7 protein-coding genes are annotated in these 16,338 nt (G+C 44.0%); 5 read left to right on the top strand and 2 right to left on the bottom strand.

The window, feature by feature from the left end:
• From VM802_RS16760 to VM802_RS16750, 3 genes are all read left to right on the top strand, one after another.
• On the top strand, positions 1–296 hold a 296-nt coding region (locus tag VM802_RS16760), incomplete at its 5' end, for a hypothetical protein (RefSeq protein WP_325532536.1).
• A gap of 5 nt (positions 297–301) precedes the next feature.
• Positions 302–685, top strand: coding sequence for a hypothetical protein (locus VM802_RS16755; protein WP_325532534.1), 384 nt, complete (start codon positions 302–304; stop codon positions 683–685).
• Positions 686–950: 265 nt separating this feature from the next.
• Complete coding sequence (locus VM802_RS16750; protein WP_325532532.1) at positions 951–4,004, top strand: hypothetical protein; 3,054 nt, start codon at positions 951–953, stop codon at positions 4,002–4,004.
• A 173-nt stretch (positions 4,005–4,177) separates the two neighbouring features.
• Here the strand turns inward: VM802_RS16750 and VM802_RS16745 are convergent, their stop codons facing one another.
• Positions 4,178–4,843, bottom strand: a complete 666-nt coding sequence (locus VM802_RS16745) for a heavy metal-binding domain-containing protein (protein ID WP_325532530.1) — start codon at positions 4,841–4,843, stop codon at positions 4,178–4,180.
• Between the two features lie 406 nt (positions 4,844–5,249).
• Here VM802_RS16745 and VM802_RS16740 point away from each other — a divergent pair, with 406 nt between their 5' ends.
• Entirely contained in the window at positions 5,250–6,230 is a 981-nt protein-coding gene (locus VM802_RS16740; RefSeq protein ID WP_325532528.1) for a terpene synthase family protein, read from the top strand.
• A 22-nt stretch (positions 6,231–6,252) separates the two neighbouring features.
• Here VM802_RS16740 and VM802_RS16735 read toward each other — a convergent pair whose 3' ends face one another.
• Positions 6,253–8,037: an ATP-binding response regulator gene (locus tag VM802_RS16735; RefSeq protein WP_325532526.1), complete on the bottom strand. Its 1,785-nt coding sequence runs from the start codon at positions 8,035–8,037 to the stop codon at positions 6,253–6,255.
• A 1,356-nt stretch (positions 8,038–9,393) separates the two neighbouring features.
• On the opposite strand from VM802_RS16735, the gene VM802_RS16730 reads away from it, so the two are divergent.
• Positions 9,394–16,338: non-ribosomal peptide synthetase (locus VM802_RS16730; protein ID WP_325532524.1), on the top strand; the 6,945-nt coding region annotated here is incomplete at its 3' end.

The raw sequence follows: 16,338 nt of genomic DNA, 5'->3' as shown, positions 1-16,338 counted from the left end.
TGATGGAAAAGGGAGAAGCTGCTAGGTATGCTAAATTCTGGGAGAATTATTCGCCTAAGCAAATAAGCCCCAATTCTACAAGGATGGATTGGTTAAGAGTAAGTGGTCGTACTGGTAGTATGGAGACTTCGAGAGTCATCTATGATGGCTATGGACGCCAAATATATCGGGTAGACTATTCCGATCACATGAGACCTGCTGATCATAGCCTGCCTCATTTGCATCAATATGAGTATGGACCAAGATACGATCCTATCAAAGGAAAAGAGACACTGTTTAATTTTTGGCCAAAATGAAAAGTATGAAAAAAATAGAGTTGATTACAAATGTATACCCTAATTGGAAACCATCGGACATTGCATTTATCAAAACTGTCGAATGGTCAACCAGTAATATAATGATGATTGTTTATTGTCAGTTGAGAGGTGATGGGGGCGGCTGGCCTGACATGTCAAATGATTTTTTTGAGGTAATTCTTATGTTCAGTAATGTTTCACACTTCAGACTTGATTTTACCGCTAAGGGAGTACAACAAATTTCAGGATGTGATATTCTTGATGTTTCAGGTAATGGATTAGAGAATATCAATTATCAGATTGAAGATTATGAAAATGACATAATAAATTTTTCTTGCGAAGAAATAGAGGTGATCGAAGTTAGTACACCATTTAAGATTGGTATATGAAATGAGTAAGTAGCGCAATAGATGTTATTAATCTTAATTAAGAAAATAATCATTGACAATGTTGACTAATTTTGAATATCCCTACCACCGGAGAATTATTGGATTGATAAGTTTTTTGGTTTGTTATATGTGCGCAAGTGCGCAATATGAAGACAAAACGGCCATTACATTGCCATCTCCCAATAATATTTTCGCGACTTCGTACCTGAATAGTAATGTTAACCTGTATACTGGAGTTCCGAATATTTCATTGCCTTTATATACAATGGAGTCTAAGGAAATGTCTGTACCAGTAACGCTTAACTACAAAGGAGGGGGGATCAGGTTACAGGATGTGGCGTCTTTTGTGGGATTAGGCTGGAGCTTACGTGCTGGAGGAATGGTAACCAGAATTGTAAGAGGAATGCCTGATGAGTCGGAAAAAGGCTACATTGGAAAGAATAAAACAGGCGTACAGGTAAATGGAGGAGGAGAAACTAATGCCACGCGTGCCGATAAAGTTGCAACCGGAGAATGGGATGGAGAACCTGATCTTTTCTATATTTCTACGCCTACAGGAGAGTTCTCCTTTGTATTTGATGAAAATGGTATACCAGTGTTTAACCAGCCAGTAAAGTGTAAGGTATCATTTGAACGGTTAAATGGCCCCGATGACGACCTGAGTATCCAGTGGCATTTGACTGACGCAAGTGGGATACATTATATTTTCGGTATGGATGCTGCCTCCCGGGAGAATGTGGCTGACACCAAGAGCTTTACATCTACCTGGTATTTAAGCAAAATGTATTCATTTAACAAAACAGATGAAATTACTTTTGACTACCTGGAGGGTAAAGATGTAACTACTACTATCTATAACCGGATGCGTGTAAATTTCAAAGCATATAACTGTATGCCTCCGGATAATTTTCAGACAATAATAAACAACTCCCGCACTTACCAAAAGGTAAAGTACCTGAGTGCGGTTAATACGATTTCAGGAAGAATGAAGCTCAATTATATAGATCGGCGGGATGATCTGGATAATGGATATGCGCTCAGTAGTATAGAAATATATAATAAAATTGATGTGGACCCCGTAAGGAAATACACATTTACTTACGATTACTTTACAAGTCCGCTTCCTGAGAAAGAGAGAAACAGGCTTTGTCTCAAACAGATTTATACGTCTTTTGGAAAGAACACACCGTTGTTCAGGCTTTATAATCTGGATTATTATTTTAACCCCGGCCTTATCTTTCCGGATCGCAGCAGTGCTTCCTTTGATCATTGGGGATTTTACAATAATAACAGCGGATCTACACCATACTATCCAGAAGCTGATAAAGAGCCAGTCTTAGAGAAAACACTTCAGTATTCCTTACGCTCTATTGAGCATGCACAAGGTGGAAAGACGGAGTTTTTGTATGAGCTTAATTCCTATTATGATGAAGCGTCAAATACGGATAAAAAGTCAGGAGGCCTTCGTATAAGTGCAATGAAAGAGTATGACAACTCAGGGAAATCCTATACTCGTTCATATGAGTATAAGCTGGACAATGGGAAGAGCTCCGGACAGGTGACAATGAAAAATATCCGGTATATAAAATATTCTGGAGTGACTATGCCTTCCCCGATAGGAGGTTGCTCCATTGATGCGGAGAGTTGTAACGCCGGGCTTATATTTAACATTAGTGATATTAATGGCGTTTTTACCGGATATTCAAAAGTAAAAGTAATAGAGCCTAATGGTGGATACACAAAAAGTGATTTTACAAATTTCAATGATTTTCCCGATTATTTCACTATCCACAATTCACTCATCGGTACTGCAATTGATATTAATAACATCCGGCAGTTTGGGTATTCAACTTCCAATGCCCATAAAAGAGGATTGTTAAAGTCAAAGGTCGTATTTACATCTGATAGCAAGCCTGTATCTGAAGCGTTGTATGAATATGGTCAGTTATCACTTGCACAGCGAAAGGCATTGGGAGTAAGTGTTACCCTTTCTGCCTCTATTATATCTGTATTGAACTATTTTGAGAATGTTTATTATCAGGTAAAGGACAATTATCAGTTGTTGAAGGAAACAGAAAAGATATATGATGCAAAGGTTCCTACACTATACCTGACAAAGACCAAATCATATACATATAATCCTGAAGGAACGTTAGTACGCATTACTTCTTATACTTCTTCAGAAGGGGAAAATTATTCCGATAAGGTTTACTATCCGGAAAACAGAAGTGAAATAGCCGGTCTTACTGCTGATGAGACCCAGGCATATACGCTGATGAATGACCTGGCTGTACCTATTCGCGAAGAGCACAATACGACAGATAATAACAAAATCATTAAGCATTCTTCTTATACTGTTCAGAGTGATGGTAATCCCGCTCATACAAAAGTTTTCCTTAATAAAGTATCTTCTTCACGGAATAGTGATCCGTTGCGGCAGGAGGTGGATGTCAGGTACGATTTTGTTACAGGAAATGTCTCCAAGGAAGTGAAAAGAACCGGACAGTATACCAGTTATCTGTGGAGTAGCGATAATAAGATCATTGCAAAAGCTGATTATGCAGACAACAATGAAATATATTATCAGGGATTTGAAGAGGTGAACAATGCTATTACCGGAAGTGCATATGCTGGTAGAAAATACTTTTCGGGTAGCTACACGATTCCTTTCACAAGACCCAATGGTAAAAAATATATACTATCATACAGAAAATTGGTGGCGGGTAAATGGGAACCCGTGAATACAGTCTGCTCGTCTGATAACATGATTCTTAACGAACCGGTACCCATAGATAATATACGCATATTCCCAGAGGGATCCCAAATGACGACATATACGCATATTCCTTTGATAGGGATTACATCCGTCTGTGATTTTAATGATAATACCCAATATTACGAATATGATGAAATGCTCAGACTAAAGCTAATCAGAGACCTGAAAGGGAATATACTCAAGCAAATGGGTTACCAATATTCATGCGACTGCTTTTTTAAAAATTTATTGGCTTCAATTGAAATCAGAAATGCTATTTCCGAGGATGATGGAACATATGCATCCTACACAGGTGACATTTATGTAGTCTTAAGAGATCAAGCCGGATCACCTGCTATTAATCCCAATTCTGTTTTCAATTTCAGGACAACCACAAAGACGCAGTCCAGTACTTCCTCTACTGATGGAACAGTTACGTTCATGGGATCGGAACTGATGATTTATTCGGGATTATTATCTGAGTATTATTTCGATTCAAATGGGAAACCGATTCGCTATAAGGAAGTTAGTATCAGTAAATTAGCTGGAACTGGATATAATTGAGGATATAGTACCTGAGCGGAGATACTATTGATGCTCCTTGAAGTATTGCGAAATGGTTCTATACAAAAAGGTAGGGATAACCTGTAGCTTTTTTATAGAACCATTTCCATTTATTAAAATCATATAGCCGATTTCCTATTGGTATTATATATACCAACAACTTACTTCGAAACCTACTTCTCCAGATCCTTGATAACAGCAGGGTATTGATTGGCCCATTTATAGAGCTGCTCGGACATTTCACTGATTTCATTAATTGAGTCCACTTTATATTTATCCAGCACATCCAGGTTAGTGAGTTTGATGGCCGTACCTGACATCGCCACCATAATCATTCCCTTTTCGGCTCCCAGTTCAGTATAATCTATGTCGGCTGCTATAATGGCATTCCCTCCCACCTGAATGGCTTTTTGCCTTACTTGTTGAGCGCATAGCGACTCTCCATGGGCAATTTTCCTGTTGTATGCATTTGATTGCATACCGAAGAAATCGGTCCATGATGAGCTTATTTCTGCGAAAACGCCCGTTCCTGTTGTGCTTTGACCGGTTACTATACTAAGGGTCTTGTATTCCCATCCATAAGGGTTTTGAGCTGTGACAATAGGTATGTGGTGAATATGCTGCTGGATTTTTGCCAGCATCTCCTCTCTTTTTTTTCTAAAAGCGGCAATGGCATTATTATAAATGGCGCCAGAACACTTTTCACAACCAGTAGTTTTAGGGGTACTGTTCATTTCCGATATTAAGGCACATTTTTCTGCAGACAGCAGCTCATTGGATCCAAATATTCCACTTTTAATTTTCGTGCCACAGTTGGGGCAGTTAGCTGATTCATTCATGTCTGTTGCATTATAAGATTTATAGGATCTAAGATCATACTATAATGTGTCAGTGCAAAAAATAAATAAGGAGGGAAACCTGTTGAAGGTGCCTGTATTCCGGATAGTTTTATTTCGTGTTAACCAGAAGAATGGCTGTCACAGGAATGCTACTGTGCCTTCATCTTCAACTTCATCAAGGCTATTAATATACTATGCTGAATAACCAGGTATGATCAACATCTGTATTGCCCTCCAACTTGTATCGCTTGCCCAGGTATCAGGTAACCTATTTCTTTTGAGCTAAACTTTTAGCAGGAAAAGCTAATTCAGACAAAAAAGCAGGGAAATCGCCGTAACAAATTGTAACTTTTTTTCATGTTAATATCTTAGTTGACATGAAACTTAAAAACCAAATCAATTTGTTATGAAGAAGCAAATCATGTACCCTGTACTGGAAATCCCTCGTCTGGCGTATCCTTTCAGAGACCTGAAGAATCAACAGGCTGAAAAGATCGAAGCTGAAAGCAAGACCTGGCTTAACAACGATTACACGTCTATGCCCGAGGCGTTTCTGCAGAAAAAAAAACACTACAAGTACCAGCAGACTAATGTGGGGCATATGGGCGCCAGGATGTATCCCTTCGCAACCTTTGAAAAGCTTAAACCCATTGTGCGCTTCCTGCTCTGGGGGCTCATCAACGATGATCTCTATGAAGACTGCCCGGTAAGTGAGTTACAGGCGGTACGGGAACGTACTATTGCTGTACTGAAAGGCTATCCGGTGCTTCAGCACGACAACTCCCTCTTTGATCAGTTGAAATTGCAAAGGGAAGAAATGCTGTCCTTTATGCCGTATTACTGGATGAACCGCTACATCCACAGCATCGACCGCGGCTTTGAAGGCATGCAGCTGGAAGCCTATTACAAGTCAAGGATGATATTCCCCACGGTCAATGATTACAACACCATCCGTGAAAAAGCAGTACTGGTATTTCCGCTGATTGACCTCTGCGAACTGCAATCTGGTCAGGCATTGCCGGACAAGGTGTTTCATCATCCCGTTATTCAACGCGCAAGCAGTCTTGTTTGCCGCATTGTTGCCTATGCAAATGATTATTTCTCCGTGGAGAAGGAAAGAGGTAAGGATGTAATGAATATCGTGCTGGTACTGGAGCAGGAGCTGGGCTTAACTACTACTGACGCATATCTCAAGGCCATAGAGTTGCACGACAATTACGTGGATGAGTTTTGCCAGATAGCACAAAACCTTCCCGATTTTGGTGTTTATAATCATCATGTGCAGCGTCTGCTGGATCACCTGGGAGTTTTGATCTCCGGACATAAGAGCTGGTATGAGCTGGATACATTCAGGTATATCAAGACTGATCCGGCAGTAACAGCCTGAAGTTAAATACAGCGGGAGTGGCTTATCGATGTTGGGCTTTTTGGTAGTTCATTGTGAATGAAAGTAATATCGGGTTCAATACTTCATACGATATTGGCTTGGGGCAACAGATATCTGCTCCCGCCTGTGTCAGGTTTTTGATGTCATCCTGGAATGCATTCCCTGGCACGCCGATAATAAATGTATTACGGAAGAATGGATTTTCCCTCAGTTCAGTGATGGTGTCATGTCCGTCATCAGAGTAGGGCATGCAGGCATCCACGAAGATGATATGAGGCTTGTGCTTTTCTGCAGCCGCTAATCCTTCAGCTTTGTTGGCGGCTGTAAATACTTCGCAATTCTGCGAAGCCAGGTGCATTTTAAGGAACATAGCTGACAACGGGTCATCTTCTATGATCAGTGCACGGTAACCGAAAAGGTTCAAGTGATGATCCCTGTGGTTTTCAGGAAGAACAACTTCTCCTTCCGTCAGTGGAAGTATAACCGTGAACGAGGTTCCATGACCTGGACGGCTTTGTATGTTATAGCTGCCGCCCAGGAGTTCTATCAGCTGCCGGGAGATCTGAAGGCCCAGCCCGGTGCCTTCTATGTTGAGGTCAGACCGGGTGCTGTTGAATGGCTGCAGTATCTGAGTGATCTCGTCCTGGTTCATTCCTGGCCCCTGATCTTTAATGGCAAGGCTCCAGGTGTCTTCCTGTCTTTTTACAGCCACTCGTACCACAGACCTAACGTTGGTGAACTTCACCGCATTAATAAGGATATTATTAATGATCTGCGTAAGTTTCAGTTCGTCTTCATGGATAAACACGGGCATCTTACTATCCACAGAGAGTTTGATGGTAACGTTTTTCTGAGCCGCATAGACCTTATGCATTTCGAGGATGGCAGACAGCGTATCTTCCAGATTGAATGACCTCTTTTCCTGGTTATACAGCTTCCCTTCTTCTATCTGTGCCAGATAAAGCACATTATTCACAATTCCTTTCTGCAGGGAGGTGGAGAAGTAAAGAGTCCTGATTAGTGGTTGAAGATGTTCGAGATATGGATTGTTTCTGATCTCCCTCTCCAGGATCTGTACAATCTGTAAGGAGGTGTTCAGGGGGATTCGTACTTCATGTGATACTTCCCGTACAAATTTCGTTTTGGCTTCGTTGGCCTTCCTGAGCTTCTCCTGTGCGTCATTATTCCTTGTATCGTACAGTTTTACTGTCTTGATAATCAAGGTTAGTATCCCGAAAATGGCTGCCCAGCGGAAGAAGAAGCCTTGGTTGCGTGTTAGTTCCAGGGAGGGTATGAGCTCAAAGAAATAGTTTACTTCCATGCAAATCAGCGCTATAATGGAACTGATGATGTAAATGCGCCTGTCCACCTTGCTTTGAGTGACAAGGTAAGCGGCCATGATAAAAAAGACCACAACAAGTTGTATCTCAACCACCATTCCCAGGATACATCCAAAGTAACAGGCACATATAGCGTGCAGCATATAGGTTGCATTGGCGGCAGCTCTGACCATGCCTCTGCGGTTGAGCAATGGAATGAGTGCAAAGCATATGCCCTCTGTTATCACCGGGATGATCACATAAGTTTTATGAGCTATCTGGTAATACGCATAACCTATTGTAAGCACCAGGAAACTGGTAAGGATACTGAGGGTATTGATCGCATAAATTTTCTTTTTCTCTTCGGTATTTTCAGCATGGTCCATCCCGGAAGCACTGTATTCCCTGATATAATAGGATAACTTATTGTATAAGGATTTAATCCAGGTTGTGACGGCTAGGGTATTTCTTGTTGTAGGATTCGTCATACTCAGCTATTGATTAAGCTTTTTGAGGGCCGTATTTTGGTTACTATCGTTGTTTGAACTAACTACCTCGCATATACGTGGCTGGTCAGGACTAAGATAATCTAATTTTATATATTTATAATGATGATCCGTAAAATTTTATAATGCCGGTTGGGGATAGTTTGTTTCATACTGTCATATTTCATTTCATAGCGTTTCATTTTTTGCCGTGTAGGTGATTATTGCTCATGGGTGTAAAGATTGGGTTAAAGAATGATGATGTTATGTGTTTTGATTTCGTCTAGCCAGAATAGTTAGTGCCAGACTATAGTAGAAATTATAAAATTATGCTGTTGATGAGCGGCAGTATTTTTATTGCAGCCAAAGGACGAAAGAAAAGAGATAGAGAATAATTAAGTGGACGTTAAAATTTATGCTTGTACAGCCTGCGGCATATATGCAGACAAGGTATGGGTTTTAATATGGGAGCGGATTTGGAAGAACGTGAATTGCAGGGGGCGGCAGAACATTATATTATTTTTAGGGTAGAAAAAATAATCATAATATTTTAAACTATTCCTGTATTAGCATTATTGTTGTGATGAGAGCACATTGAAAAACTAATCCCGGAAGAGCACTGCAGTATGATGTGTGTACGGTATGGTATTTTTGCCGGGATAACTCAAAAATTTGTTTCAATGGGTGTTTTGTTTCTGCCATTTTAAGATATATTGTTTGCTCATCAGAAGACAATTTGGTTATGATGTTGGATATGTTAAAACAATAGATCGATATATAGCATCAGATAACAAAGGTTTGTTTTTAATGCTGAAGTCTTTTGTAAACCACCTTACAATGATACTTGACTTTCCTTTGTAAACCCCTTTGTATAAATGACTTGTTTATTAACTTTAAACCCTTTAAAATGCTACGCGGAACCACTGTTATTGACTAGAATTAACATGCTCCGGATAATCTGTACATGAGTGTATATTATGGAATACCATTGTGAAAGAATGAAACATATGCGCCGTCTAACTAGCTCCCGTTTAAAATAGGACTGTAGTGGTTTTAGGCCAGAGTGCCGGCAGTATGTTATTGACCAGTGCTTTATTGAATCTCCACATGCGTCCTGTTCTCCCCGGACGTACAATAATCAGATTGGTTAATGTCAGTCATTCTTATGAATTGTTGGCAGGTATGGCGTCCTGAAGATTGATTGTTCCACGTAAGTTAAGGATCCATATTAAGTGCCCGCGTATTGAAAACCTTTTTATGCTATCACATCCGCCACGATGCGGTATGGGAATGCTAATATGATTTATCTAACTGTACATGTTCCTGTCCGGCCGGCTGGATCTAAAAACTATTTGTATAATGTTAACGAACAGATTGCCGCTTCATCCCGCGCAAAAAGATATTTTTCTCGACCAGCTGATAAATATCGAAAACCCTTATTATAATATCGGAGGATATACCAGAATTGTTGGGCCCCTGGTACGGGAAAAATTTCTCACGGCTGTCAGCACAGTACCGGAAGTATTTGATGCTTACCGCATGCGGTTTGATATTGAAGAACATACGCCGCATATTTATTTCGATGACAACTTCAGGCAACTGGAAATAAAGGAGCTGGACTATAGCCAGGGAGGTGAAGAAGCCGTATTTTCCTGGATGCGGGAACAGTTTCGCAAACCCTTTGAAATAAAAAGGGACAATGTTCTCTTTGAACATTACTTGATAAAACTGAGAGAAGACGAGCATTTTTACTTCTACAAATATCATCACCTGATCAGCGATGGTTTCGGCGTATCCTCGCAGAACCGCTATGTAGCCAGGAAATACAATACCCTCGTCAACAATGACGATACTCAATTCATGTTCTCTTCTTACCGTGATGAAATAGTAAAGGCGTCGGAGTATTATCATTCAGAAGAATATGTAAGGGAAGGACGCTATTGGAAAACCAGGTTCGATAAAAAACCGCAGCCGCTGCTGCAACGAAAGTTTCATGACGGCAGCTATGCGCACAAACGTTGTGAGACGGTAGTTGTGGATCTGACAGCAGATGACCTTTCCCTTCTCAAAGAGCTGCAGCAACGTACCAAATCCAGCCTTCAGCAGCTCACAATCGCGGCACTGATGATCTATTTTGGTCAGATCACCGAACAAACTGACTTTGTCTTTGGCACGCCTCTGCATAAACGAAGGGACAGGAAGGTAAGAGATATTGTAGGCATGTTCACGGGCATACTGCCTTTTAAAGGGGAGTATTGTCAGGATGCTACTGTGGGAGAGTTGATTCGGGAGATCACCGCTTTGCAGCGTGAAGATTATCGCTATTATAATTACCAGATCGGAGATCTTAGCCGCTATTTCAAGATCAACGCCGCGGAAGAAAATTTGCTGGAGATCGTTATCAACTATGCCTATATCGATTTTTACATGGACTTTGGAGAAGGGCTGCGGGCGTCCTTCTACGAGCTGCCAAGCGGATATGGCCGCTATCCGGTTGAAATCTGGTGGAAAGATTATGGCAGGGAACAACCATTGCAATTAAGTATAGATTACCAGTTGCAGTATTTCACCAATGATGAGATGAAGCTGCTGGCGCAACGTCTTATGCACATCCTGCGCCAGTTCATGGATGGGATAGATACTCCTGTACAACATATTGATATTATCCCTGCCGCAGAGCGGCAGCTGATGCGTAGTTTCAACAATTTTGTTGTTCCTTATCCTCACACGAAAACATTGGTGGAGATTTTCGACGAACAGGCAGCCGAATGTCCCGATGCAGTGGCGGTTGTGTTTGAGGGCATAAAATATACTTACGCAACACTACTGGAGAGAACCAACAGACTGGCCCGTTATCTGCAACAGAAGGGTGTTTCGACAGACGTACCGGTTCCTGTTTGCTTCAATCGTTCGCCGGACATGATAATCGGTATCCTTGGCATTATGAAAGCCGGCGGCGCCTACGTGCCAGTTGATCCGCAATATCCTGAGAGCAGGATCAGTTATATGCTGGAGGACACTCATGCAAGTATTGTTGTTACCACTGCTGATATTGCGCACCGGTTCAGCTTTGCCCGGCATATCGATATTGTGAGGCTGGATGCGGACAGTGCAGCCATTGCGGCGCAACCGGCTGCTGTGCCTGAGAATATAGTGCGTCCCGGCGACCTCGCTTATCTGATCTATACGTCTGGCTCCACAGGTAAGCCTAAAGGCGTGATGGTGGAGCATGCCGGCATGCTCAATCACTTGTATGCTAAGGTAAATGATCTGCAGATTACGAATCAGTCTGTTGTTGCGTTCACTGCTTCTTATACTTTCGACATCTCCGTATGGCAGCTGTTTTCTGCGTTGCTTTGCGGCGGCGCCACCGTCATTTATTCTTCGCAGCTTATCTTGCAACCGGCGGCGCTGTTGCAGGCTATCAATAACGACAGAATTACCATCTGGGAGCTGGTGCCTTCCTATCTTGCTGCTTTGTTACAGGAACAATATACGGCGCCGTTAGCCAGCCTGCAATACTTGTTGGTAACCGGTGAAGCTGTAAGTCAGCCTCTGCTGGCACAGTGGTTCAAACATAAAGTGTATGGCCGTATTCCTGTGGTTAATGCTTACGGGCCTACGGAGGCGTCGGACGATATATGTCATTACTTCATGTATGATACGCCTGAGAGCACGAATGTGCCATTGGGCAGACCTATACAAAATACGCATCTGTATGTGGCCAACAACATGCGGCTCTGTCCTGTTGGCGTAACCGGTGAAATATGTGTGTCCGGTATCTGTGTATCCAGGGGATATTTGAACCGCCCTGAGCTGACTGCAGAGAAATTTATTGACAATCCCTTCGATACAGATTCTCGCTACCGCATGTACCGTACCGGCGACCTGGGTCGCTGGTTGCCAGATGGCACGATAGAATACCAGGGCCGTGTAGACGATCAGGTGAAGATAAGAGGTTTCCGCATCGAGCTGGGCGAAATAGAGACTGCATTACAACTGTGCGGGAATATCAGTCAGGCCGCAGTACTCGTAAAGACTGACGGCAATGGCAACAAGCGACTCGTGGGCTATGTAGTTTCTGTTGGTACTTTCGATAAGGAACAGGTGGTGGCTGAACTGAAGAGCAGGTTGCCGGAATATATGATCCCGACTTTCTTTATTGAGCTGGACAGACTTCCACTCACAGCCAACGGCAAAGTCGACAGGAAAGCACTCCCCGATCCTGATACCGCTGCACTGCTGATCTCTACTTATGTGGCGCCCGGAAACGAAACAGAACGGGCGCTGGTTGCTATCTGGCAGGAGTTGCTGGGTGTATTACGGGTAGGGATATATGACGATTTCTTCGAGCTGGGGGGCGACTCCATCACCACTATACAGGTGGCCGGCAGGGCAAAAAGGGTAGGCATCAACCTGCAAGCCAGGGATATATTCGCACATCAGACCATAGCAGCATTGTCTGCACTCGTAATCAACCGCGGCGGCGCCGTTTCCCAGGCTGCTCAAGGCATGCAGCAAGGCGTTAGCGGACTGCTGCCCATACAACAACACTTCTTTGAAGCCGGAACGGCCGGGGCTTCTCAGTATAATCAGCATCTGCTACTGAAAATCGACCGGCATATCGGCAAGGAAAAACTCTCTGCTGCGATCAGGGAACTGTTGCATTATCATGATGCATTGCGTTTCTCTTACCAGATGCATGATACATTAACGGAGCAAGTGTATGGCAGCTATGCAGGAGTGCTGGATATAGAAGATCTGACCAACCTTGCCGGAGAAGAACTGCCTGTTGCGCTGGCAACCTGCACCGCGCATTATCAGAAAACCCTTCATCTTGAAGATGGTATCCTGGTGAGAGCGGTATTGTTCTTCATGCCGCAGGAGGAGCAGCATAACCGTCTGTTACTGATTGTACATCACCTGGCTGTGGATAGTGTATCATGGCGTGTTCTGCTGGACGATATCCAGGCGTTGCTGCAGCGGGAAAGCATGGTTGGATTGATGGAAATAATGGGCGATAAAGGCACTTCCTTCAGGCAGTGGTACGAGGCATTGCATGCATACGCCCGGGAAACGGAGCTGCAACAGCAACTGCCTTACTGGGAAAGCGTCGTGCAGCAGTATGCGCCTCTCCGTACAGACCGCGACCCATCGCTGCATGCACGCACTGCCGATACCGGCGGCGTGAAGGTAAAATTGGATAAAGCATATACGCAACAACTGCTGCAACAAACATCACACGTATACAACACGGAGGTCAAGGATCTATTGCTGAGCGCCCTGGCTATCGTGATTTCAGATTATAATGATCATTCGGCTGTATCTGTCGGACTGGAAGGTCATGGCCGTGAAAGTATCAACAGCGATGTGGATATTTCCCGTACGGCAGGCTGGTTCACCAGTCTGTATCCTGTATTGTTCCAGGTGAAGGATAAGAACAATATCGCGCAGGTAATTAAGCATGTAAAAGAACAGTTGCGGAAAGTGCCGGGCGGGGGATTGGGCTTTGGTGTACTGAAGTATCTTGACAAAGCTGTTACTTTACAGGTAGAAGATCCCTGGGACATTGTTTTCAACTATCTGGGAAGACTGGATCCCTACGGAAATGATGCTGCTGTTATTCAGCCGCTGTGGAACACTTTTGGGCTTTCCATTGCGGAAGAACGGCCACTGCGCGACAAAATCGAAATAAATGCTTTTATCACTGATGGGGTACTCGAAATCCTGTGGAATTACAGTACGGTGCATTTCAATGCAGGCAGGGTGGAGCAGCTGGCAGCTTCATTTATATCGTATCTGCAGGCGATTATTGCACATTGTGTGTCTGGCAGGTCTGTATCCTATACCCCTGCTGATTTTGAACTGTCGGATGTGATCACTGTAGAGGAGCTGGATGCCTTTTTGGACGCAACCCGGAATGGCGCTCCCCGCAGGGAGCAGCTGGAGAGTCTGGCAAGACTCAGCGGCCTGCAAGAAGGCATGTTATTCCATGGGCTCTATGACGGACAGGCAGGTACTTATGTGCAGCAGTTTTACTGTTGCCTGGCAAACCTCCGCACGGACCTGTTTGTTCAGAGCTGGCAGCATCTTATCAACCGGCAGAGTATCCTGCGCAGCGCATTTTACCATGATACATTTATCGTGCCTGTGCAGGCGTCTTACAGGGAAGCTGTGTTACCGGTGTCTGTGCTGGATTACCGTCATCTTGATGAGGTAGCGCAGGAACGGGCTATACAGGAGTACCTGGCTGCAGACAGGCTGCGCGGATTTAATTTTACATCTGTGCCGCTGATGCGCCTTTGTCTGATACAGTTGCATGACGATTACTATTATATGATCTGGAGCTATCATCATATCCTGCTGGATGGATGGTCGCTTCCCATAATACTTGAAGAGCTGCTGCGCACATATGAATCGTTTGCAGCTGCAACCGCTTTACCTATCGCAACTGTTGTCAGGTATGATGATTACATCCGGTATTTATATCGCAGAAACAAACAGGTGGATGCCGCTTACTGGAGCAACTATCTCCGGGGCGTAGAAGAAGGTTGTCTGTTGACCTTTATCAGCTCTACAGCAGACAGGAACAAAGGAGATGGTGTTTACGAGAAAGTAAAGCTGCGCTTTAATGCCACCACTACAGCCAGCCTTAGTCAGTTTACCCATCGTCATCACATTACGCTGAATACATTGATGCAGGGTGTATGGGCGTACCTGTTATATCGCTATACCGGAAAAACCGCCGTTACCTATGGTGTGATTGTGTCTGGCAGGCCGGATGACCTATATGGTGTGGAGCACGGGGTGGGAATGTATATCAACACGTTGCCGCTGCATTCTGTTGTTGATGAATCGCAGTCACTTACCAGCTGGCTGCAGGCGTTACAACTCAGCCAGATAGAATGCCGCGAACATCAGTATACTCCTCTCAACGAAATTCAGCGCCTGAACGGTATTGCCGGTGATCTCTTTGATACCCTGCTGGTATTTGAAAACTACCCGGTAAGCAAAGTGCTGAACGAATACCCCTGGAAGTTGCGCCTGGAGAACATAGGGTTGCACGAACATACCAACTATCCGCTCAATGTGATCATTCAGGCAACGGAAACAGTTCTGGTTGAATTCAGTTACAATAGCAGCTTGTTGCTGCCGGTCTATGCAAACGCCATTGCCGGTGATTTTGAGCAGGTATTGCAGCAGTTTGTGCAGGTCGGAGACGGGTTGTTATCGAAGATAGAACTGCTGACAGATAACACCCGAAGCCTTCTGCTGGAAACTTTCAACGATACGGCAGGAACATATCCCTATAAACACTCCATCGTAGAGGCCTTCAGGGAACAGGTGGCACTTACTCCCGATAATACGGCTATTGTATTTGAAACTGAAAGACTCACCTACCGTGAACTGGATGAGCGTTCCGAAAGCCTTGCGCATTATCTCGTGGCAAAAGGCGTACAGCCGGGAACATTAGTACCGGTATGCATGAAGCGCAGTACCGGCCTGATAGTAAGCATACTGGCCATTTTGAAGGCTGGCGCCGCATATGTACCACTGGATATTGAGTATCCGCAGGACCGCATTGTTTTCATGCTGGAAGATACTGCAGGGCGTATAGCTATTACCGATAGGGAGTTTCAGCCCTTGTTCAATACCATAGCACCCAGCATTGCACTGGTATATGCTGACAGTCTGCCGGAAAACATAACAGGCATGCCGCTGGAAATCGACAGTCTTACCGCGGAAAGCCCGGCTTATGTAATGTATACTTCCGGTTCTACCGGCAAACCGAAAGGGGTGTTGGTAAGCCATCGCAACGTGGTGAGCCTCGTGAAGAATGTGACCTATGTATCACTGAGTGCAGCAGATATACTACTGTCTACCGGTTCTCCATCCTTTGATGCCACGACATTTGAATATTGGGGGATGCTGCTCAACGGCGGTACATTGATCCTCTGTCCTGAGCATAGGCTGCTGGACAGCGGCCTGCTGAAGGAAGAGATGCGTCGTCACGGCGTCACCAAAATGTGGTTCACTGCCAGCTGGTTCAACCAGCTGATAGATACGGACATCAGCATATTTGAAGGGCTTTCAGCAGTGCTGGCGGGAGGTGAGAAGCTGTCTGACGAGCATGTGAACAAGCTCAGGAGAACTTATCCGGCCCTCAGCGTTATTAACGGTTACGGCCCTACGGAGAATACGACATTCTCGCTTACTTTCCATGTAGATGACCGTGGTATCATTCCCATAGGCCGTCCGCTGGACAACCGCGCAGCCTATGTGCTGGATGTGCAGTTGCGTCTG

It is taken from the genome of Chitinophaga sp. (assembly GCF_035538455.1).
In the GTDB taxonomy this organism is placed as follows: Bacteria; Bacteroidota; Bacteroidia; order Chitinophagales; family Chitinophagaceae; genus Chitinophaga.
Note: the sequence above shows the minus strand (reverse complement) of the source record. Positions and strands in the feature narration are given on the sequence as shown.

Bases quoted from the DNA above. Each gene is read 5' to 3' on its own strand.
- VM802_RS16755 (WP_325532534.1), top strand. From the start codon at position 302: ATGAAAAAAATAGAGTTGATTACAAATGTATACCCTAATTGGAAACCA.
- VM802_RS16745 (WP_325532530.1), bottom strand. From the start codon at position 4,843: ATGAATGAATCAGCTAACTGCCCCAACTGTGGCACGAAAATTAAAAGT.
- VM802_RS16740 (WP_325532528.1), top strand. From the start codon at position 5,250: ATGAAGAAGCAAATCATGTACCCTGTACTGGAAATCCCTCGTCTGGCG.
- VM802_RS16735 (WP_325532526.1), bottom strand. From the start codon at position 8,037: ATGACGAATCCTACAACAAGAAATACCCTAGCCGTCACAACCTGGATT.
- VM802_RS16750 (WP_325532532.1), top strand. From the start codon at position 951: ATGGAGTCTAAGGAAATGTCTGTACCAGTAACGCTTAACTACAAAGGA.